Origin of the sequence: Halalkaliarchaeum desulfuricum (genome assembly GCF_002952775.1) — an archaeon.
In the GTDB taxonomy this organism is placed as follows: Archaea; Halobacteriota; Halobacteria; order Halobacteriales; family Haloferacaceae; genus Halalkaliarchaeum; species Halalkaliarchaeum desulfuricum.
The window spans coordinates 1,796,834-1,815,007 of the sequence record NZ_CP025066.1 but is presented as its reverse complement, the minus strand read 5'-3'; the positions used below and the strand labels follow the sequence as shown (position 1 = coordinate 1,815,007).

The 18,174-nt window shown below is 63.0% G+C and carries 21 protein-coding genes and 1 tRNA gene; 14 read left to right on the top strand and 8 right to left on the bottom strand.

Translation table 11 applies throughout. The features are described from left to right. Positions 1-52 precede the first annotated feature (52 nt). The 5 genes from AArcSl_RS17090 (at position 53) to AArcSl_RS09035 (ending at position 3,833) form a co-directional block, all read left to right on the top strand. Positions 53-226: a hypothetical protein gene (locus tag AArcSl_RS17090; protein ID WP_193588457.1), complete on the top strand. Its 174-nt coding sequence runs from the start codon at positions 53-55 to the stop codon at positions 224-226. 44 nt (positions 227-270) lie between these two features. Continuing rightward, the gene (locus AArcSl_RS17085; RefSeq protein ID WP_193588456.1) at positions 271-429 is read left to right on the top strand and encodes a DUF7559 family protein; all 159 of its coding nucleotides are present in this window, start codon (positions 271-273) and stop codon (positions 427-429) included. A gap of 210 nt (positions 430-639) precedes the next feature. Further along, entirely contained in the window at positions 640-1,071 is a 432-nt protein-coding gene (locus tag AArcSl_RS09045; RefSeq protein ID WP_119821861.1) for an Hsp20/alpha crystallin family protein, read from the top strand. Positions 1,072-1,264: 193 nt separating this feature from the next. Further along, positions 1,265-2,224 (top strand): bifunctional 2-dehydro-3-deoxygluconokinase/2-dehydro-3-deoxygalactonokinase, encoded by a 960-nt coding sequence (gene kdgK1, locus AArcSl_RS09040; RefSeq protein WP_119821859.1) that lies wholly within the window; start codon positions 1,265-1,267, stop codon positions 2,222-2,224. Between the two features lie 100 nt (positions 2,225-2,324). Then, on the top strand, positions 2,325-3,833 hold the full coding sequence (locus AArcSl_RS09035) for a dihydrolipoyl dehydrogenase family protein (RefSeq protein ID WP_119817966.1): 1,509 nt from the start codon (positions 2,325-2,327) through the stop codon (positions 3,831-3,833). An 18-nt stretch (positions 3,834-3,851) separates the two neighbouring features. Here AArcSl_RS09035 and hisE read toward each other — a convergent pair whose 3' ends face one another. From hisE to AArcSl_RS09020, 3 genes are all read right to left on the bottom strand, one after another. Further along, positions 3,852-4,244: a phosphoribosyl-ATP diphosphatase gene (hisE, locus tag AArcSl_RS09030; RefSeq protein WP_119817963.1), complete on the bottom strand. Its 393-nt coding sequence runs from the start codon at positions 4,242-4,244 to the stop codon at positions 3,852-3,854. Next, the gene (gene pdxT, locus AArcSl_RS09025; protein ID WP_119817960.1) at positions 4,241-4,876 is read right to left on the bottom strand and encodes a pyridoxal 5'-phosphate synthase glutaminase subunit PdxT; all 636 of its coding nucleotides are present in this window, start codon (positions 4,874-4,876) and stop codon (positions 4,241-4,243) included. The genes hisE and pdxT overlap by 4 nt, the downstream gene beginning before the upstream one ends. A 236-nt stretch (positions 4,877-5,112) precedes the next feature. Continuing rightward, positions 5,113-5,185, bottom strand: a tRNA-Asp gene (locus AArcSl_RS09020). A gap of 327 nt (positions 5,186-5,512) precedes the next feature. Between AArcSl_RS09020 and AArcSl_RS09015 the strand changes: the two genes are divergently transcribed. The 4 genes from AArcSl_RS09015 (at position 5,513) to AArcSl_RS16835 (ending at position 9,122) form a co-directional block, all read left to right on the top strand. After that, positions 5,513-6,877, top strand: a complete 1,365-nt coding sequence (locus tag AArcSl_RS09015; RefSeq protein ID WP_193588455.1) for a glycine cleavage T C-terminal barrel domain-containing protein — start codon at positions 5,513-5,515, stop codon at positions 6,875-6,877. 149 nt (positions 6,878-7,026) lie between these two features. Continuing rightward, the gene (locus AArcSl_RS09010) at positions 7,027-7,662 is read left to right on the top strand and encodes a sensor domain-containing protein (RefSeq protein WP_217563431.1); all 636 of its coding nucleotides are present in this window, start codon (positions 7,027-7,029) and stop codon (positions 7,660-7,662) included. 621 nt (positions 7,663-8,283) lie between these two features. Next, a complete protein-coding gene (locus tag AArcSl_RS09005) occupies positions 8,284-8,715 on the top strand; it encodes an ArsR/SmtB family transcription factor (protein ID WP_119817954.1) in 432 nt (143 codons plus the stop codon). Further along, positions 8,712-9,122 carry a GNAT family N-acetyltransferase gene (locus tag AArcSl_RS16835; protein WP_119817952.1) on the top strand — a complete coding sequence of 137 codons (411 nt, stop codon included), beginning with the start codon at positions 8,712-8,714 and terminating at the stop codon, positions 9,120-9,122. The genes AArcSl_RS09005 and AArcSl_RS16835 overlap by 4 nt, the downstream gene beginning before the upstream one ends. A 64-nt stretch (positions 9,123-9,186) precedes the next feature. On the opposite strand, the gene AArcSl_RS08995 is transcribed toward AArcSl_RS16835, so the two are convergent. Further along, positions 9,187-10,338 (bottom strand): phenylacetate--CoA ligase family protein, encoded by a 1,152-nt coding sequence (locus AArcSl_RS08995; protein WP_119817949.1) that lies wholly within the window; start codon positions 10,336-10,338, stop codon positions 9,187-9,189. 159 nt (positions 10,339-10,497) lie between these two features. Between AArcSl_RS08995 and AArcSl_RS08990 the strand changes: the two genes are divergently transcribed. The 4 genes from AArcSl_RS08990 to AArcSl_RS08975 all read left to right on the top strand — a co-directional run bounded on the left by AArcSl_RS08990 (position 10,498) and on the right by AArcSl_RS08975 (position 13,300). Then, on the top strand, positions 10,498-11,472 hold the full coding sequence (locus tag AArcSl_RS08990) for a winged helix-turn-helix domain-containing protein (protein WP_119817946.1): 975 nt from the start codon (positions 10,498-10,500) through the stop codon (positions 11,470-11,472). A gap of 211 nt (positions 11,473-11,683) precedes the next feature. After that, positions 11,684-12,349 (top strand): helix-turn-helix domain-containing protein, encoded by a 666-nt coding sequence (locus AArcSl_RS08985; protein WP_119817943.1) that lies wholly within the window; start codon positions 11,684-11,686, stop codon positions 12,347-12,349. A gap of 254 nt (positions 12,350-12,603) precedes the next feature. After that, positions 12,604-12,972 (top strand): winged helix-turn-helix domain-containing protein, encoded by a 369-nt coding sequence (locus AArcSl_RS08980; RefSeq protein ID WP_119817940.1) that lies wholly within the window; start codon positions 12,604-12,606, stop codon positions 12,970-12,972. Position 12,973: 1 nt separating this feature from the next. After that, positions 12,974-13,300, top strand: coding sequence for a hypothetical protein (locus tag AArcSl_RS08975; protein ID WP_119817937.1), 327 nt, complete (start codon positions 12,974-12,976; stop codon positions 13,298-13,300). Between the two features lie 121 nt (positions 13,301-13,421). Here AArcSl_RS08975 and AArcSl_RS08970 read toward each other — a convergent pair whose 3' ends face one another. The 4 genes from AArcSl_RS08970 to AArcSl_RS08955 are packed head-to-tail and all read right to left on the bottom strand — an operon-like array spanning position 13,422 to position 17,000. Next, on the bottom strand, positions 13,422-14,015 hold the full coding sequence (locus AArcSl_RS08970; protein ID WP_119817933.1) for a UbiX family flavin prenyltransferase: 594 nt from the start codon (positions 14,013-14,015) through the stop codon (positions 13,422-13,424). A 1-nt stretch (position 14,016) separates the two neighbouring features. Next, positions 14,017-14,460 (bottom strand): aconitase X swivel domain-containing protein, encoded by a 444-nt coding sequence (locus AArcSl_RS08965; protein ID WP_119817930.1) that lies wholly within the window; start codon positions 14,458-14,460, stop codon positions 14,017-14,019. Then, positions 14,457-15,641: an aconitase X gene (locus AArcSl_RS08960; protein WP_119817927.1), complete on the bottom strand. Its 1,185-nt coding sequence runs from the start codon at positions 15,639-15,641 to the stop codon at positions 14,457-14,459. Before AArcSl_RS08960 ends, AArcSl_RS08965 begins: the two co-directional genes overlap by 4 nt. A 57-nt stretch (positions 15,642-15,698) precedes the next feature. After that, positions 15,699-17,000, bottom strand: coding sequence for a UbiD family decarboxylase (locus AArcSl_RS08955; protein ID WP_119817924.1), 1,302 nt, complete (start codon positions 16,998-17,000; stop codon positions 15,699-15,701). Positions 17,001-17,154: 154 nt separating this feature from the next. Between AArcSl_RS08955 and AArcSl_RS08950 the strand changes: the two genes are divergently transcribed. Then, positions 17,155-18,144: a C-terminal binding protein gene (locus AArcSl_RS08950; protein ID WP_119817921.1), complete on the top strand. Its 990-nt coding sequence runs from the start codon at positions 17,155-17,157 to the stop codon at positions 18,142-18,144. Positions 18,145-18,174: the final 30 nt, after the last annotated feature.

The following is an 18,174-nucleotide window of genomic DNA, read 5'->3' as shown; positions in this document are numbered from 1 at the left end:
TAGCCGCGACCCTCGCCGAAGGATTATTGCCCGTCGTTTCCGAATCCGAACTATGTCCCGACGTAACAACCGGATCCCGGTCGAGTGCGGCTGCACCCGCTGTATGTACAACCAGAGCAGGACGTGCAACTTCCAGGGTCGGCTCCAGATCGACGGCAACGGCGAGTGTGTGAGCAAAGACGAGCGACCCGGTGGCGGTGGACCCGGGCCGTACGGGGACGACTAGCCCTCGACGCCAACGTTGATTAGTTGGGGTCTCCACCGTCCGGTATGCCGCCGACCGAGGAGATCGAGTGCACGAACGCGGACTGCTTTCTGGACATGTGGGAGAACCACTACACCTACGACGTACCCGAGGACCACTCGGTCGCGGACATGTCGTGTCCGGTGTGTGAGGGGACCGACTGCCTCGAGCGGATCGAACTGTAAGACCGGTCGGGAGACGCTGGGTTCGCCCGGACCTGGCTGGTTCCGTCAGGGCCGTTCCGGATCGACCTGTCGGGGAATATAAATGCACTGCACCCCATATTCTCGATGTATGTTGTTCCCCGAATCCGGAGTGGGTTCCGTCCGCGACGCGATCGGTTCACAGCGGCCGTTTTCCACCCCCGAACGCGGCGTCACGTCGAGGTGGGTGCCGTGAATCGGCTCACCGAACTGGGTAGCTCGGCAGTCCGCACCGTACTGGAACGCGTCGGACGCGGGATCGGTCGGTACCAGGAGCGGCGCCCGCTCGAACACGACCTGCTGGAATCGGACGAGGAGTACCTGATCGTCTTCGATGCCCCGGGCGTCACGAAGGAGGACGTCCAGGTCCAGTTCAGCGACGACACGGTCGAGGTCCGTCTCGAACGGTTTCGCCCGTTCCACGAGGGATTCGAGATGCGGTTCCCGGGCCGCGGGCTGACTCTCACCGGCAGTGCGACGCTTCCCGACGACGCCGACATCACCCCCGCCGGCGCGACTGCGACGCTCACCGACGCGGGCACGCTGAAGGTTCGGATCCGCAAGGATCCCCGGGCGGCGTCCGTGGACGTCGAAGACGAAGCCGACGAAACGACAGAGGAGTGACTCAGGACGGACACGGGTCCCGAGAGGGTTCGTCACGTCGAAATCGGTCGGCCTGTCGGCTTCGACGACAGCCGGGACTTATATTCTCCCCGCGTTAGCAGGCGAGTATGCAGCATCGACTGAGTCGCGAGGACAGTTCCGAACGTACCGGGAGTCGAACGGCGAGCGGCGGTAGCTCGTGGAGGGTCCGACGGTGACCCAGCTCGTGACGTTCGGCGAGACGATGCTCCGGCTCTCGCCGCCGAACGGGGAACGTCTCGAGACTGCAGATCAGTTCGACGCGGGAATCGGCGGCGCGGAGAGTAACGTCGCGGTCGCGGCGGCCCAGCTCGGCGTCGACGCAGTGTGGCTCTCGAAGCTCCCCGACTCCCCGCTCGGCCGGCGGGTCGCCCGCGAACTCCGGGGCCACGGGGTTCGCACGGGCGTCACGTGGGACGACTCGGAGGACGCCCGCCTGGGCACGTACTACCTCGAGTACGGTGGCGCTCCCCGCGGGACGAAGGTCGTCTACGACCGGGCGAACGCGGCGATCACAACCGTGATGCCGGGGGAGCTGCCCGTCGAGGCGATCCAGGGGGCGTCGGTGTTTCACACCACCGGGATCACCCCCGCGCTCTCGGGGGCGACCGCCGAGACGACAGCCGCCCTGCTGGAGACAGCTGCCGAGGCCGGAACGACCTGCAGTTTCGACGTGAACTACCGATCGAAGCTGTGGTCTCCCGAGGAGGCACGGGAGACCTACGAATCGCTGTTCGACCACGTCGACGTGCTGTTCGTTCCCGAACGGGACGCGACGACCGTCTTCGGATACGAAGGGAGCGCCGTCGAAATCGCCCACGGGATCGGAACCGACTACGACTTCGAGACGGTCGTGCTCACCCGCGGCGAGGCCGGCTCGCTCGCGTTGCACGGCGGCGAACTCCACGAACAGGGGACGCTGCCGGCCGACACGATCGACGCGATCGGCACCGGCGACGCCTTCGTCGGGGGCTTTCTCTCCAGGCGGATCCACGGCGGCGACGTAGACGAGTGTCTCGCGTACGCCGCCGGTGCTGCGGCCCTGAAACGGACGGTCACTGGCGACGTTGCGGTGCTCACCCATCGCGAACTCGTCGAGGTTCTCGACGACGAGCGTGGAGACATCTCTCGGTGAGGGGACCGGCTCGAAACTGCTGAAACGACACAGGACAGGTGTGTGCGATGGTCGCCCATCCTCCACGTCCCTTTTTAAATAGCGGCCGTAAGCTCGTCGCATGAATGGACGCACTGGTAACGCGGGCGAACGCGAAACGCGACCCCACGTCGTAATAATCGGGGCGTACGGGAGCGCCGGGGTCGCCGTGGCCGAGGGGTTGACCCCCCACATCGGCGAGGAGATCGGCCGGCTCACACTCGTCGACGACGGGGAGCCCGGCGGCGGGCTGTGCATTCTCCGAGGGTGTATGCCGTCCAAGGAGGTGCTTTCGGCGGCCCAACACCGGCATCAGGCGCGGTCCGACGAACGCCTCGACGGGGAGCCGCCGGGGATGGATCTCGCGTCGATCGTCGACCGGAAGGACGACCACGTCGCGGCGTTCGCACGCCACCGCCGGGAGGCAGTCCGGGACCTCGCCGACCACGACGGGGTCGAGTTCCACCGGGGAACTGCCGCCTTTCTCGACGACCGGACGATCCTGATCGACGGAACGGGAGAAGGAGACGGGGAAGACACAGAAGGCGAACGGGACGGAGAAGCCGGGGACAACGGGACGGTGATCGAAGCCGATTACGTCGCGATCGCCACCGGCTCCGTGCCGAACCGGCCGTCGATTCCCGGACTCGAAGGGGTCGATCCGGCGCGGTTGTACACCAGTGCCGACGTGCTCGACGCGACCCACCTCCCCGACTCGGGAGTCGTGATGGGGTTCGGCTACGTCGGGCTGGAGCTCGTTCCGTATCTCGCGGAGGCGGGCGTCGACCTCACCGTCGTCGAACACGACGCCCGACCCCTCGACGAGGCGGATCCGGCGTTCGGGGACGCCCTGCTCTCGCTGTATCGCGAGGAATTCGGCGTCCGAATCGTCACCGGCGCCTCGGAGGAACGGATCGACCAGATCGATGAGGGCGTCCGGCTCGGGCTCGACACGGGCGAGGCGATCGAGGCGGAGGCGGCGTTCCTGTTTACCGGCCGGCGACCGAACCTGGACGCCCTGCGCCTCGGAAACACCACGCTTTCCCCCGAAAGCGGCTGGATCGACGCCACGATGCGACCCCCTGGCGCCGAGCGTACCTTCGTCGTCGGCGACGCCAACGAACGGGAGCCGATCCTCCACGTCGCCAAAGAGCAGGGGTACCACACGGCAGAGAACATCCTCGCACACGTCCGGAACGAACCGCTCACACCGTATCGCAACGTCCATCACCACGTGGTGTTCTCGGGTGCGGGGGTCTACCCGTTCGCCAGGGTGGGCCACACCGAAAAAAGCGCACAGGAGGCTGGCTACGAGATCGCAGTCGCGACCCGCCGGGCCGAAAACGACGGCGTGTTCGAAACGAAGGACGTCCCACACGGCCTGGCGCGGCTCGTGGTCGACGCCGACGACGGGACCGTGCTGGGCTATCAGGGACTCCACTACCACGCGGACGTGATGGCGAAGACGATGCAGGTCATCGTCGAACTCGGCCTTGACGTCCGCGAACTTCCCGACCGGGCGTACCATCCGACGACGCCGGAGATCCTCGACGGGCTGTTCCGGGAGACCGCAGCCGAGTTGGGGTCGTGAGCGGTCCAACCGGAACGCTCAGCCGAATCGGGAGTGCAGCTCCGCCCGGAGGTCGTCGACATCCAACCCCTTCATCGCGAACAGTACGAGCAGGTGATAGACGAAGTCGGCGCTCTCGTGGGCCAGTTCGTCGGCGTCGTCGTCCTTCGCCGCGAGCAGGATCTCGGTCGTCTCCTCGCCGAGCTTCTCCAGGACGGCGTTTTCCCCCTTCTCGTGGGTAAAAAGCGACGCCGTGTACGACCCCTCCGGCAGCTCCCGTTGTCTGTCCTCGATGGTCGCAAAGAGGTCGTCGAGTACGTCCGCAAGCTCCCCGTCCGGGTCGTCCCGGTTCCCGTCCGGGTCGTCCCGGTTCCCGTCCGGGTTGTCCCGGTCCCCGTCCGGGTTGTCCCGGTCCCCGTCCGGAGCGGTCATTCGGCGGCCACCTCCCCGGCGTCGTCCTCGGGGCTGTCGGCGTCGGTAGCGAGATCGGCGTCGAAGAATGCGAGTCGGTGGATCCGGACGTCGTCGGTGAGTTCCGGGTGGAAGGCCGTCGCCAGGATCGGCCCCTCGCGAACGGCGACCGGACGGCTCTCCCAGGTCGAAAGCGTCTCGACGCCGTCGCCGACCTCGTCGACGGTCGGCGCCCTGATGAACACGCCGGGGAACGGGTCCTCGAGACCGACCACGTCGACCGGCGCCCGGAAGCTGTCCGCCTGTCTGCCGAAGGCGTTCCGGTCGATGGTGGCGTCGAGGAGATCGAGCGTGGACACGCGGTCGTCCTTTGCGTCCCGGGAGAGCACGATCAGTCCGGCGCAGGTCGCGAGCACCGGCTTCCCAGCCTCGACGTGTGCCCGGATCTCCGGGGCGATCCCCTCGTCGTGGACCTGCCGCGAGATCGTCGTCGATTCGCCGCCCGGTATTGCCAGTAGGTCGCAGTCGGGGACGATCCCGGAGCGACGGATCGACACGGTCTCGACGTCGACGCCGTGGGCCTCGCCAGCCCGACGGATCGCCGCCGCGTGCTCGCTCACGTCGCCCTGGACCGCGATGACGCCCGCTTTCATGGCTGTTCGTGGGTGAGGCGGACACAAAAGCGACGCGTTAGCGGTCGAGACGGTACTCGTCGCTTCGCTCCTCGTTCGCTGTGTCCGCCGAAAAGTACGCCCGAGGCGGGATTTGAACCCGATTGCAAACCCTCGCAAGCTCGGGTTTGCGTGGTTCAAATCCCTTTGAGATGGGTATTTCGGCGGACGGCTCACTCGTCGCTTCGCTCCTCGTTCGCTGTGTCCGCCGAAAAGTACGCCCGAGGCGGGATTTGAACCCGCGTCACGACCGTGACAGGGTCGTATGATGGGCCACTACACCACCCGGGCTTGCCGCATTACTCCGTATCCGGGGGGAATAAATAAGACTTGTTATCTCGGTCGTCTAGTTCCGAGAATCGACGGACGTACCGACGACAGACGTGACCCAAACTACCACGGTCGCTGCCGAGCGCAATGATTTCACCCCCGATTCGCGAGTATCGTCATCCGTGCAATGCCAGAGAGACCTCTTTTCGTTCGTCCGTGTCGTTCTCGATCCGGTATAAGTGGGTTATACCTATAAGCTACAGAACGATGCGATCACGGGCCTTCTATTCGGTCGGATGGCACACAGATACCTTGCGGACGATCGAAACCCTTCGAAATAGATTTCCGATGTCTAATACCCACCACCCGAACCACCCCAGTGTCGACCAGTCAGATCGCACCGTTCCCAGAAACCTTCGTCAAACAGGTGACGCAGACGTTGACCTCTTGATCTCGACCCGGATCCGGAAGTCGCCGTTTTGGCATCTCTCCGTCGAGGAGGGGTGTTGGCAGGCGACGGTGTACAACGATATGTACCACCCTCGCGGGTACATCGAGCCCGAAGATGGAGGATTGGAAGCCGAGTACGAGCAACTGGTCAACGACGTAACACTGTTCGACGTCGCAGTCGAGCGCCAGATTCGTGTCCAGGGGGCCGATGCCGAGGCGTTTGTCAACTACGTCATCACCCGCGACGCGACCGAAATCGAGACGATGCGTGGCAAGTACGCCATCTGCTGCAACGAGGACGGCGGGATCCTCAATGACTTCGTCCTGTTGCGACCCGACGAGGACGAGTTCTGGTTCTCCATTGCAGACTCCGATCTGATGCAGTGGTTGCAAGGGGTCGCAGTCGGCACCGACTTCGAGGTCGACATCGACGAAATCGACGTCTCGCCGATGCAGATTCAGGGACCCAAATCGCTCGACGTGATGAAGTCGATCATCGGTGACGCTGCCGACGGCGTTCCCTACTACGGGTTGCTGGAAGCAACGATCAACGACGTCCCGGTGATGGTGAGCCAGACTGGCTTTTCCGGGGAGGAAGGATTCGAGATCTACGTGCGCGAGGCGACGAAGAACGCCGAATCAGTGTGGAATCCAGTGCTCGAGACCGTCAAAGACCACGGCGGGGGCGTGACTGCCGTCTCCCACCACCGACGGGTCGCTGCCGGAATCCTGTCGTTGGGGCAGGACATGGATTACGAGACGTCGCCGTTCCAGGTGAACCTCGGCTATCAGGTTCCCGACGACAAGGCCGCAGACTACGTCGGCAAAGCAGAACTGGAACGCCAGAAAGAAGTGATCGAAAACGGCGGGTTCCCGTTCGCTCACAAACTTGTCGGGTTGAAAATCGCCGGCGAACCGATCCGGGAGTGGGCCCCAGACTTCTGGCTGATCTCGGACCCGGAGACGGGCGAGGAATGTGGCTACCTGACGTCGGCGTGGTGGAGTCCGGAACTCGAGACGAATATCGGCCTCGGCTACGTGCCGGCGGAGAAACTGCAGGCCGAGACCGACGTTCCCCTCGACGACGCGGTCTATGACGTCGACGCCGACGTGGAGTTTGCAGTTCACCTCCCGGACGAGTACGCCGCAGAGCCCGGTGAACCCGTCTACGCGACGCTGGCCAAGGTTCCGTTCAAGGAGTCTGCAAATCCCAGCGCTCGCGAACAGGCCAAGATTCACGCCAGGGACGAGATGGACGAGTGAGCGGAGCTGCAATTTTCGATTGAGAACGCCGAATCGGTTCCGACTATCGATCCGAAATCCTGAGGGGACGTTCCGTCGACCTGTGGGAGACTCAAACTCGATTTTGAACCTACCTGAGAGTTAATTTGACGTATTGTGAGGTATGGGGTATGATAGCTATGGAAACCTCGGCGCATCGGAAGAGTTCCAGGATCCGGGACGCCGTGAGTGTGATCTTCGAAGCACAAACATACAGGAACATCCTCTACCTGGCGCTTTCGTTCCCACTCGGATTGGTGTATTTTGTTGCATTGACCGTCGGGCTATCCCTCGGATTGGGACTTGCGGTCCTCCTCATCGGGATCGGCCTTCTGGTCGTAGTGCTGCTCGGCTCTCGGGTCGTTGCAGCCTTCGAACGAGAACTGGCGAATGTGCTGTTGGACGTGACCATCGATTCCCCCGACGATATCTCGGCGTCGGGAGCGGGGCTCCCGGCGTCACTCGATGCCCGGATGCGTGCCGCCTCGACCTGGAAAGGGCTCGGCTTTCTGTATTTGAAGTTCTGGGTCGGGATCGCCGCGCTCGTTGCGTTATCGGTCGGCGTCGGTCTTACCCTGGCCCTGGTCACGGCCCCGCTCCATTACAACGACCCCAACGTCGCTGTGACCGGGATCTGGACGATCGACACACTCCCCGAAGCAATCGTCGCCGTTCCCATTGGGATAATCGTCGGGGTCCTCTCGCTGTTTGTCCTGAACGCACTCGCTCAGGTCTCCGCGTGGATGGCGAAAGCGCTCCTCGACTAACGGTGGCCAGGGCATGTTTCTGAAAATGTGGATACGGCAACGTGTTCTGCTGGTATTTATCCTCGTTACGTTCGGTTGGACATGGGGCTGGTACGCGATGTATTTCGCATACGATCTGTGGGCGGTACATCCGAGACCCGCTCTTCCTGGAGTATGGGGTCCAGCAATTGCGGCGGTAGTGGTTATCTGGGCCAGCGAGATCCGGCTAGGGAGATGGGTTCGCCGACGACTGAATTGGCGGGTTGCACCCGTGTTTTTCGTCCTTGCACTGTTGATTCCGCTAGGTATTACGAATATCCAGCCAGTGATCGAGGCTCTCGGTGGGGGTTCGCTCACGTACGATCCGCCTGCGGAAATTCACCGGCCCGGCACTCGTTCCATTGTTCGTTGGAGCGGGACTCTGGTGGGTCCTTGCTGGACTGCTCGTTTTTCGATATGGGCTCTCAATGACACCAGAATCAAATCTCACGCCACTACTCTCACGGAGGAAGTTTTCGGAGTAATGTACCCACACGTGATGCTCGCCGGGGGGCGATGAAGGTGAAAAGAATTTCAGTAATGCATGCTACAAAAATATAATTCTGCTTACCATTAATACGGACGACCACTTGCTAGATAGTGATGGAAACGATCGAACTGTTCAATGACCCCCCGGAATCGGACACCCTCCCTGCGGGGTCCCCTGCGGTGATCACGCTCGAAGAGGCGGGCGAACTCTTCGAGACGCTGTCCTCCGAGAAGCGTCGAACGATCCTGAACCAGCTCAGCGAGGAGCCCACCAACGCGGCCGACCTGGCGGAGCAACTCGAGACGTCAGTCCAGAACGTCCTCTACCACATACGCAAGCTCCGGACGGCAGGCCTGATCCAGGTCGTGGGGACCCATTACTCCCCGAAGGGACGGGAGATGGACCTCTATGCTCCGGCACAGTCCGGCATCGTCATCGATGTCCTCCGGTCGGATTCCGAAACCCAGGACGGACAGCCGGACGCCCCTCGGACAAATGCTAGGCCGGGCGAGAACGCGTGGCCGGAGGTCCACTCGGATGGATGATTACCACCCGCCCTGCAACGCAGGCTGATGAAGATACCCTCCTGGAAGTCTATGCCAAAGCGGTTCAAGACCAGGACCCAGAGATCCGTACTCGGGACGTCTCCGGTCGACCGTCGGATACCGAACCCCCGGAGCAGAATCCGGGTGAGGCAATGCAAACGAATTCCTTCGTTCAAGCGACCGACCTCTCGGAGTGGCTGAAGCAGGATGGAACGCGGGTGATCGTCGCCGAGGAGCGCTGTAGTATCCTCGGGTGGGGAGTCATTTTCCTCGACGAGACGCTGCTTGCCACGATTTTCGTCGATCCGGAGGCCCCCAGGATCGAGACCCGAGACAGATTACTCACCCACGTGGAGCGGATCGCCGACGACGTCGGAATAACACAGCTGCCCCTCCTGACCTACTGACCCCCTGGAGATCAGTTCGCCGGACGAAATCTGTAGGCTTGCGATCACCAGTTCAGCAGGAGCTTCAGGATTGTTCTGCGGCGAAGACAATCAATCGACTCTTCAGACCCTCGTCGTCCAGGAAGGGCAGGTCGTCGATATCGGCAACGGTGGCGACAGCGATCCTGTCGTCCGGCTGCTCACCGACCGCGTGGCTGAGCGCCGGTTGTCGTTCGAGGAGCGCCTCGTAGAGATCATCCGTCCGCGGGTCAGCAACGCCCTCGATGAAGACTTCTACCGCGGTCGGGGGCGACTCGTCGTGGACGTAGACGACGGTATTCGACGCGTCTGGGAACACCTCGCCGATCGCCTCGAAGAGGTCCGCTGCGTGGAGGAGTGCCCCATCCAGATCGATCGCATCATCAGCCCGTCCGAGCGGGGTGATCCGGGGTAACGGATCGTCGGGATACACCCGGACGCGATCGCCCTGCCGATACCGCCGGAGGGTGAGAGCGGAGCGAGCCGGATCGGTTATCAGGAGCGACCCCTCCGTCGGTGTCTCAACGTCACGCACGTCGACGATGTCTCCCCCCACTTCGATCTCGAGGATGTGACGGTTCAACAACGGTACCAGCTTCCGAGATTCGTCCGGCGCAGCGGCGACCAATGACGCCTCCGAGGATCCATATAACTCCCGCGTCTCCGCCAGGTTCCACTGCTCCCCGATCGTTCGACGGGTGGCAGGACGGAGCAACTGTCCCGACAAGAGTCCCACAGAGAGGTTCGGGAAGACGTCACCGGGATCGCCGTACGCCTCCTCGACCTCCGCTGCAACGTCGATCGCCTTCCCAGGTATCGACGAGAGCACCGTCGCCGTCTCTGCGACCCCCTCCTCGATCGGCCGCTCCCAATAGTCGAAGCTCCGGTTCAGTGACGTTGCGCCCAGTTCGGCGAATCCGAGGTTCGCAGACCAGCCCGAGGAATGCGGGGGCGGCGCTCCCAGGTTGAGGTGGACCGCCTCGTCGGTGACTCCGGCGACCCGAAGGGCGTCGGCGCAGATCCGGGCAACGTGGTCGATTCCGGCCCACGGCGCCGGGACTCCCGATTTGCTTGTGGCGAAGCGAAGCGGCGCATCTGACTCGCGGGCGACTCGAGCGAATTCCTCCTTCGTCATGACTGGCACATCCCCGAGTGTGTTCGGGAGCTGCGTGGCCGCGATACGCTGAACGTGTTCCATATGTGGCTACCTATTCGATTTCCGCCATTAAAATCCCTCCTGCGCGGGTGAACCGATTGCCTGTCCGACGATGGCACCACAGCAGTAGGCATTCCCACCGGTGGAGGGGTCCAACGGTGGGCAGTGATACTAAAAGGCGGAGGTGCTAATCGTTAGCGTATGACCGGGGACTCGGAGGAAGCCGACGCCGAGGTTCTCTCACCCGACGAGGCGTTCAAACGGCTGGGAAACGAGATCCGGGTCGCAATCCTGCAGGAACTCGGCGCGGCCGACGAACCGGTGCGGTTCAGCGATCTGCGGAAGGAACTCGACGTCACGGACTCCGGCAAGTTCAATTATCACCTCGATCAGCTCACCGGGCACTTCATCGAGCAGACGGCCGAGGGCTACCAGTTACGTCGTCCCGGCGAACGGATCATTCAGGCGGTGCTCTCCGGTGCCGTTACGGAGTCGCCGACTCTCGAGCCGACGAGCATCGACTGGCGCTGTCACCGCTGTGGAGCAGAACCCATCGAGGTGGACTACCGAGAGGAGCAGGTTGGGGTGTATTGCACGTCCTGCGAGGGAATTTACGGCGGCGAGAGAGACCAGGAGAAAGTCAACATCCCTGCAGAGCGAGAGCGACTCTACTACCTGCACCTGCCGCCAGCGGGTATCGTGGGACGCTCTCCGAAGGAAGCGTTCGTGGCCGCCTCACGGTGGACGAATGCTGAGACAGTGACGGCAGCGAACGGCATCTGCCCGCGCTGTTCGGCCCGTCTCGTTGAATCGGCGACAGTCTGCCGGAACCACACCACCGATTCGGGTCTCTGTGACGCCTGCAACAATCGATATGCCGTCATGTATCGAGTACGGTGTACGAACTGCGTCTACGAACTCGAGGCGATATACGCGAACAAGCTGATGACGAATCTCGAACTCCGCTCGTTCCTCATCGATCATGGATTGAACCCGCACCATCCACAGCGAGAAGCGTTTCTCGAGGTCTTGTACCCCTACGAAGAAGACATCCACTCGGTCGATCCGCTTGCTGTTACCTTCACATTTACCGGTGACGAGGAGTCGATCTCCCTGTCCATCGACGATTCCCTCGAGGTCGTGAACGTGGAACGGACGTCGGGAGCGGAACAGTGACGAAATTCACCGTCCATGTACCGGCTGGATTCTCACTCTATCTTTTCAATTCTCACTCGATCTCTCATCCTCACGCGTGCTCTTAGATTGCTGTCCTCCCCACGCTGAAGCGCGAAGAGTATGGGACGGCTGTTTCGTTCACCTCCGTCCCAGATCTCGGATCCCATTGGTTGCGAATATTCATATAGCGAAAGCTGCTACCCCCACGGCAATGAGCGACATCAAAGCGGTCGTCCGGGCCGAGCATCCTGACATCGTGCTCACACAGACTGTCGCTCACGATCCCAGTTCGAGGGTCAGGTCGGTGTCAGAGGCAGGAACTGACCCGACGTCGGGGAAATTTTTCTATCACATCGAGTCAGCAGATTTCACCCAGTTCGAGGCGGGATTGCGCAATGACAGTACGATTGCTGCATTCGAACGTGTCATTGAAACGAGAGACGGGAAGGCGATCTACAGCTTCGAGTATACAGACGAAGCGAAGGTCCTCTCACCAGTGATTTCGGCCGTAAACGGTGTCATCCTCGAGATGGAGAACGACGCAAGCGCGTGGATCCTCACCGTGTGGATGCCCGATCGAACGGATCTGGATCATCTCTGGAACTATGCACGACAGAATGACATTGAAATCGAGTTACTGCGCGTAAACGAATACTCGGGGTTAGGGACGACGGACGCAGGGTTGACCGATAGCCAACGGGAAGCACTCCTCGTCGCGCTCGAAACGGGGTATTTCGAGGAACCACGGAACGCAACGCTCAGCGAGGTCGCCGCCGATCTGGATATCTCTCAACCCGCTGCTGGGGGTCTCCTGCGACGCGGAATCAAGCGACTCGTCATCGCGTCCCTGGTGGACGACAGTGAACAGCCGGATTGATCGACAGCCACTCGGTTGAGTGGCGACGAAGACACCCCGAGGGCACGACTCGTGTCGAGTGAAGGGGACAGGATGCGTGTTGTGACCGAGAGACGCGCTAAATTCATCGTTCTGTTACGGATAATTCGAGGCGAAAGCCTCGCAATCCAGCGCGGGGGGATGCCAACCCAGGCTCTCAGAGACGGTTGTTCGGAGAGAGGATAATCAAATCACCACCCCAAATATCTAATACAGTTCGAATACAATAATCGTATATGCCCGTCGATTTCGAAACACATGAACCCGGAAACCCACGCGTTGACCTATCAGAAGGGACAAACGCGAGACGATTGCTGGAGTTTTTGTTGAAGACACCAACCGTCGGATACACGCCAGCAGAATTGGCAAAAGAAACTGGCATTCCACGGGGGAGCATCGGACCGACACTGAAGCGGCTCGAATCCGTGGGCCTTGTACGTCACAAGGAACCGTATTGGGCAGCCGCGGAAGACGACCGGATCGCAGCAGCGACAGCCGCGTTTCTCGGGGTCGAGGCGGTAGCCGATACCTACAGTGACGATTGGTACGCAGAGAACGACGGGTGGGCTGAGGAGTTGCCCGATTTGAGTGGCGAGGGATCGTAGCGTGGCGTATTCACAAGGTGCTACCGTTCTCGCAGCGGATCCGTTCGGCAATAACCCAAAACGTCCGTACCTGCTCTTATCAAACGATCACGTCCCCTACGGACAGGAGTACATTGCGGCAGTGATCACAACAACAGTTCGGAATGAGGCGATTGAACTCACCGACACCAAGTTCGAGCAGGGACAACTCCCGCGAACGTCCTACGTCTCACCATGGTCGATTCTCACTCTCAAAGACTGGATGATCACCCATCAACCCGCTAAAGCGACCGACGCGACTGTTGATGAGGTGCGACAGGAGATAGAGACATATATTCAGACTGAATGACTACTATCGGACCGAATGACTACCATTCAGGGGAATTCCAGGTACAACTACCCAAAAATTCGTGCCGGGCAATATCGATGGTGGTTGGTGGCCTCACACGACCACGATCGAAGCACTACGCTCAGTCGAGTTCGCCCCACGATTCGTAGAGGTCGTGATCGAAGCCGAACCGATCGAGCACCCGTCCGGTGACGTGGTCGACGACGTCGTCGATCCCGTCCGGGTCGTAATAAAAGCCCAGCACTGGCGGCACGACATCGACACCCATCCCCGCGAGATCCGTCAGGTTTCGCAGGTGGATCTCGCTCAAGGGTGTCTCCCGGGGGACGACCACGAGCGTCCGCCCCTCCTTGAGACAGACGCCGGCAGTCCGGGTGATGAGCGAATCGGCCCGCCCGGCGGAGATCGCGGCCACGGTGTTCATCGACGCCGGCACGATCGCCATCCCCCGGAACGACACCGATCCCGAGGCCACCGCGGCGGCGATCTCGTCTTCGTCGTACGTCGCCGTCGACAGATCCGCGACCCGCTCGAGGGCGGCGTCGGGATCGGCGACCTCGTGACGGGCGGTCTCCCGGGCGGCGTCGGAAACGACCGTAACGAGCTCCGCCCTGGCCGCGAGGGCCTCCGCGGTCCGGAGCGCGATCGGGATCCCTGACGCGCCGGTCACTCCGAGAACCACCCGCGACCGTCCGTCGGACCCAGGCTCGGACACGTCACTCCACCTCGCAACCGTCGACGAGCACGCGTTCGGCGTCGGCGTCGACGACGACGCGCTCGCCCTCGGGAAGCGACGACAGCGGTGCCGAAAGCGAGTCCATGCAGGGGATCTCCCCGAGGATCGCACCCGTTGCCACGATCGTCTCGGTCTCCTCGTTGAGGATCGCCGCCGGCGCGACGCCGTTCTTCGCGAGCCCGTACAGCACGTACGATCCGACGGTCGATCCCTTCCCCCGCGGGAAAACGAGCACCTTGCCGGCCACGTTGTGGCCCTCGAGTTCGTGGCCCTCCTCGATGAACTCACCCGTGCTCAGGTCGACCGCGCCGTAAAAGCTGACCGGTTCCGAGGACCTGAGCACCTCGCCTTCGCCGCGCCCGTCGGTGATCGCGCGCCCGTCGATCGCCTCTTCCGTCACTCGATCATCCGTCTCTCCAGTCATTCGATTACCTCCTCGAGCAGCGCGCGTTTGTCCTCGAAGACGACCTGCTGGTTACAGAAGCCGGGGAGGTAGTTCGCGGCCTTCGCCGAGTCGGTGGCGCTGGTCTCGTAGCCGAGTTCCTCGATCGGGGAGACGACGTTGCAGGTGTCGGCGAGCACCATCCCGCCGGCGGCCTCGATCGTGTCGGTGTGGCCGTTGCGGTCGGCCCACGTCTTGACGGCACCGCTCGTGCACACCCACAGGTCGCTGGTGAGTGACTGGCCCTCGACGGTGGCGGCGATCTCCTCGATCTCCTCCATCGAGGCGTGCGGGCAGCCGAAGACGACCAGTTCGGGGTTCTCACCGGTGGTGAGCTCCTCGTACTCCGCCTCGAGGTCCGACGGCTCGAACGAGAGCGTCTCCACATCACCGGAGGCGGGCGGTTCCTCGTCGGTCGTGATTCCCTCGACGTAGTACAGCGCGACGGCCCCGGAGGCGGCCATCGCCGCACCCAGCGCCTTCAGTTCGTCCGTCCGGCCGCCGTCGATTCCTGTGAAGTACGGCACCGCGTCCTCGACGATCCGGCCGGCCCACGAACCGAGCGCGGCGAAGTCAGACTGGGAGTCGATCTCGGCGTCGACCTCGATCAGGTAGTCGGGCCGGCGGTTCTCCGCGAGGTGGAGGCCGTGTTTCGGCGTCCGACCGGTGATCGCGGCCGCGAGCGCCGACGGCCCACCCTCGCGGTTCGTCCGCGCGCCCACAACGGAGTTGACGAACGACACCGCAGACGACTCCGCCCAGGCGACGTGTTCGCCGCGGCGGGGGAGGTTCCCGGCCAGATACGGCGTGCAGGTGAACGACAGCGTGACCCCCATCTCGCGGAGTGCGTCCTGGATGCGCTCCTGTTTCTCGGCGAACTCCTCGCTGACGCCCATCTCGCGCCACTGCTGCATGTCCATGCCGGCGGGGTTGGCGAACGTCGACACCGACACTTTCGCACCCTCCGCGGCGAACCCCTCCAGGAACTCGACGCCCGGATCGCCGATCGACTTATAAGAGATCCCCGACGCCTGCGCGGAGCCGATCTCGACCATCTCCTCGGCGCCGTAGACGTCACCCAGCGTCACCAGCAGCTCCATCGCCTTCCGCTCGCCGGGGGTGTCCGATTCGAGCAGTTCCTCTTCCTCGCGTGTGAGATGCATGTCGTGTCTCCTCCTGTTGGTTTGTCCCAAGTGCGTTCGATCTGCGATCGCGGTCGACTATTGATACTCCTCGAGGGAAACGTCCTCGGCGCCTGGGACGGTCGCCTCCAGGAATGCCTCCCGATCCCGATCTCGGGGCATCGTGGCGTCGACGATCCACTTGCTCGTCACGCCGCGTTCGTAGTTCTGTGAGGGATCCAGCGAGGAGCCTTTCGCCCCCTCGATGGTGACGATGTCCTCGTGCGGCTGCATTCGGGTCGCTGTGGCCCACTCGACGGCGTCCGGATCGGCGGGATCGACGTCCGGATCCACGAGCGTCACCTTCTTCATCGACGGGTGCGCCGAAAGCGCCGCCATCCCGGCGTTCTTGGGGTCCCCGTCGGCCCGCGGCTCCAGCTGGACGACGCCGTGGAGCCACGAACAGCCGCCGGGGGTGAGCACCACGTTCCGCACCGTGGGAACGGTGTTTTCGACGATCCGGTAGATCCGGGGCTCCTGGGGGATCCCCATCAGGTGGGCGTGCTCGCGCTTGCCCGGGACGATCACCCGCGCCAGCGGGTCCGGCCGGGTCCACAGCTCGTTCACCTCGACGACCGGCTGTTGCCGAACCTTATCCCAGGTGCGAGAGAGGTCGACGAACGGCCCCTCGTCGGCAAGCTCGTCGGTAATCGTCGCGAACATCACGACCTCCGCCTCGCTGGGGATCTGCAGGCCGTGTATCTCCGTCGTCGCGAGCTCCCCGCCGTGGAGCCGGTTGGCCAGTTCGAGTTCGCTCATGTCCGGCGAGAACGACGTCGCGGCGGCGATCTCGACGGCGGGATGGACGCCGACGACGATCGCGATGTCGAGTTCCTCCCCCGATCGGGTGTAGATGTCGTGGAGGTGTCGCTCGACCATCCGCATCACCAGCCGGTTGTCCTCCTGGACCATCATCCGGTGAAACGAGAGGTTGTGGACGCCGGTGTCGGGGTCTTTCGCGATCACGATCGTCGAGGCGAAGTACTGCCGCTCGTGTTCGTCGTAGTAGATCGGCACCGGCAGTTCCTCGGCGATCGTCGGGTCGTCGGCGACGTGCTCGAACGCCGCGGGTTCCGTCCGGGACACTGGCGACGGATCGTCCATCGCCGAACTCACCTCGTCGATGATCTCCGACGGCTCGACACCCAGCGCCGACCCGATCAACGACCGGGTGGACACCAGGTTGGCGACTGCGCGCACGTCAGGATGTCCGACCACGTCGTCGAAGACGACCGGACGCGTCTCGTCGCGTGTCGCGAGCGCCGGGAGTTCGAACCGGGGATCGACCGGCTCGGTGAGCACGGTCGGCTCCGTCCCCTCCAGAAAGCTCCTGAGACCCATAGCGAGGATCGAACGCGCCGCCTTATAATATCGGTCGGTTCGCCACGGCGGTGAGCGAAAATCGCCGAAACACCTCTCCCCCCGAGTGGCCTGGCACGCCGCGGGTAAAAAATTTACAACAAAAGTTATTAATTTGCTTTCCCAATCCTCAGCCATGCCCCGGGTACTACTCAGCGGCTCTCCGATGATCGATCCCGACATCTTTCGCGAGGAACTCGGTCAAGATGCCGTCTTTCGCGTCGAACAACTCGGTACCACCGACGCCGTGATCGAAGCCGGTACGGTCGCAAACGAACGCGGTGAGCCGTTCGATGCGATCGTGGGTGACGTCGCCACCCCGATCCCCCGTGAGGCGGTCGAGACGATCGAGCCGTCGGTAATCGTGCGCGCTTCGGTGGGCGTCGGGACCGTCGACGTGGCGGCCGCCGCCGAGTACGGAATCCCGGTGATCCGGGTGCCGGAGTACTGTACCGAGGAGGTTGCCGTCCACACTGTCGCGCTGTTGTTGAGCTGCCTGCGCTCGATCGGCACCTACGACCGATCGGTCGGCGCGGGCCGGTGGGACTGGCGGGACGGACGACCGATCCACCGGCTTTCGGCGTCGGCGGTGGGGCTGGTCTCGCTGGGGCCGATTGCCCGGGCGGTCGCAACCCTGCTGGAGCCGTACGGCTGCGAGACGCTCGCGTACGATCCGTACGTCGACGGCGAGGAGATGGCCGATCTCGGCGTCGAGAAGACCGGGTTCGAGGAACTGTTCGACCGCGCGGATCACGTCGTCGTGCTCGCCCCCTTGACCGCAGACACCCGAGGGATGGTCGACGCAGACGTGCTCTCCAGGCTCGGTCCCGGGAGTGTGCTCGCCAACACTGGCCGGGGTGAAGTGATCGACGAGGAGGATCTGGTGGCGGCACTGGAAGCGGACGACCTGAAGATGGCCGGGCTCGACGTACTCGCGGAGGAGCCACCGGGCGAGAACCACCCGCTGGTCGGTCGCGACGACGTCATCGTCAACCCCCATGCCGCCTGGTACTCCGAGGAATCCCGGACGGAACTCAACCGTCGGGCCGCCAGGGATCTCCGGCGGGCGCTTTCCGGCGAGGAGCCCGAGGGACTCGTCGATCCCGAAGCGCCGTGGGCGACGTAGCGTTCTCGGGTATTCCGAATATCGACTGGC

What these genes read in the sequence shown, in the direction of transcription:
- AArcSl_RS17090 (WP_193588457.1), top strand. Translation starts at nt 53, where the DNA reads ATGTCCCGACGTAACAACCGGATCCCGGTCGAGTGCGGCTGCACCCGC.
- AArcSl_RS17085 (WP_193588456.1), top strand. Translation starts at nt 271, where the DNA reads ATGCCGCCGACCGAGGAGATCGAGTGCACGAACGCGGACTGCTTTCTG.
- AArcSl_RS09035 (WP_119817966.1), top strand. Translation starts at nt 2,325, where the DNA reads ATGAATGGACGCACTGGTAACGCGGGCGAACGCGAAACGCGACCCCAC.
- hisE (WP_119817963.1), bottom strand. Translation starts at nt 4,244, where the DNA reads ATGACCGCTCCGGACGGGGACCGGGACAACCCGGACGGGGACCGGGAC.
- pdxT (WP_119817960.1), bottom strand. Translation starts at nt 4,876, where the DNA reads ATGAAAGCGGGCGTCATCGCGGTCCAGGGCGACGTGAGCGAGCACGCG.
- AArcSl_RS09015 (WP_193588455.1), top strand. Translation starts at nt 5,513, where the DNA reads ATGTCTAATACCCACCACCCGAACCACCCCAGTGTCGACCAGTCAGAT.
- AArcSl_RS09010 (WP_217563431.1), top strand. Translation starts at nt 7,027, where the DNA reads ATGATAGCTATGGAAACCTCGGCGCATCGGAAGAGTTCCAGGATCCGG.
- AArcSl_RS09005 (WP_119817954.1), top strand. Translation starts at nt 8,284, where the DNA reads ATGGAAACGATCGAACTGTTCAATGACCCCCCGGAATCGGACACCCTC.
- AArcSl_RS16835 (WP_119817952.1), top strand. Translation starts at nt 8,712, where the DNA reads ATGATTACCACCCGCCCTGCAACGCAGGCTGATGAAGATACCCTCCTG.
- AArcSl_RS08995 (WP_119817949.1), bottom strand. Translation starts at nt 10,338, where the DNA reads ATGGAACACGTTCAGCGTATCGCGGCCACGCAGCTCCCGAACACACTC.
- AArcSl_RS08990 (WP_119817946.1), top strand. Translation starts at nt 10,498, where the DNA reads ATGACCGGGGACTCGGAGGAAGCCGACGCCGAGGTTCTCTCACCCGAC.
- AArcSl_RS08985 (WP_119817943.1), top strand. Translation starts at nt 11,684, where the DNA reads ATGAGCGACATCAAAGCGGTCGTCCGGGCCGAGCATCCTGACATCGTG.
- AArcSl_RS08980 (WP_119817940.1), top strand. Translation starts at nt 12,604, where the DNA reads ATGCCCGTCGATTTCGAAACACATGAACCCGGAAACCCACGCGTTGAC.
- AArcSl_RS08965 (WP_119817930.1), bottom strand. Translation starts at nt 14,460, where the DNA reads ATGACTGGAGAGACGGATGATCGAGTGACGGAAGAGGCGATCGACGGG.
- AArcSl_RS08960 (WP_119817927.1), bottom strand. Translation starts at nt 15,641, where the DNA reads ATGCATCTCACACGCGAGGAAGAGGAACTGCTCGAATCGGACACCCCC.
- AArcSl_RS08955 (WP_119817924.1), bottom strand. Translation starts at nt 17,000, where the DNA reads ATGGGTCTCAGGAGCTTTCTGGAGGGGACGGAGCCGACCGTGCTCACC.
- AArcSl_RS08950 (WP_119817921.1), top strand. Translation starts at nt 17,155, where the DNA reads ATGCCCCGGGTACTACTCAGCGGCTCTCCGATGATCGATCCCGACATC.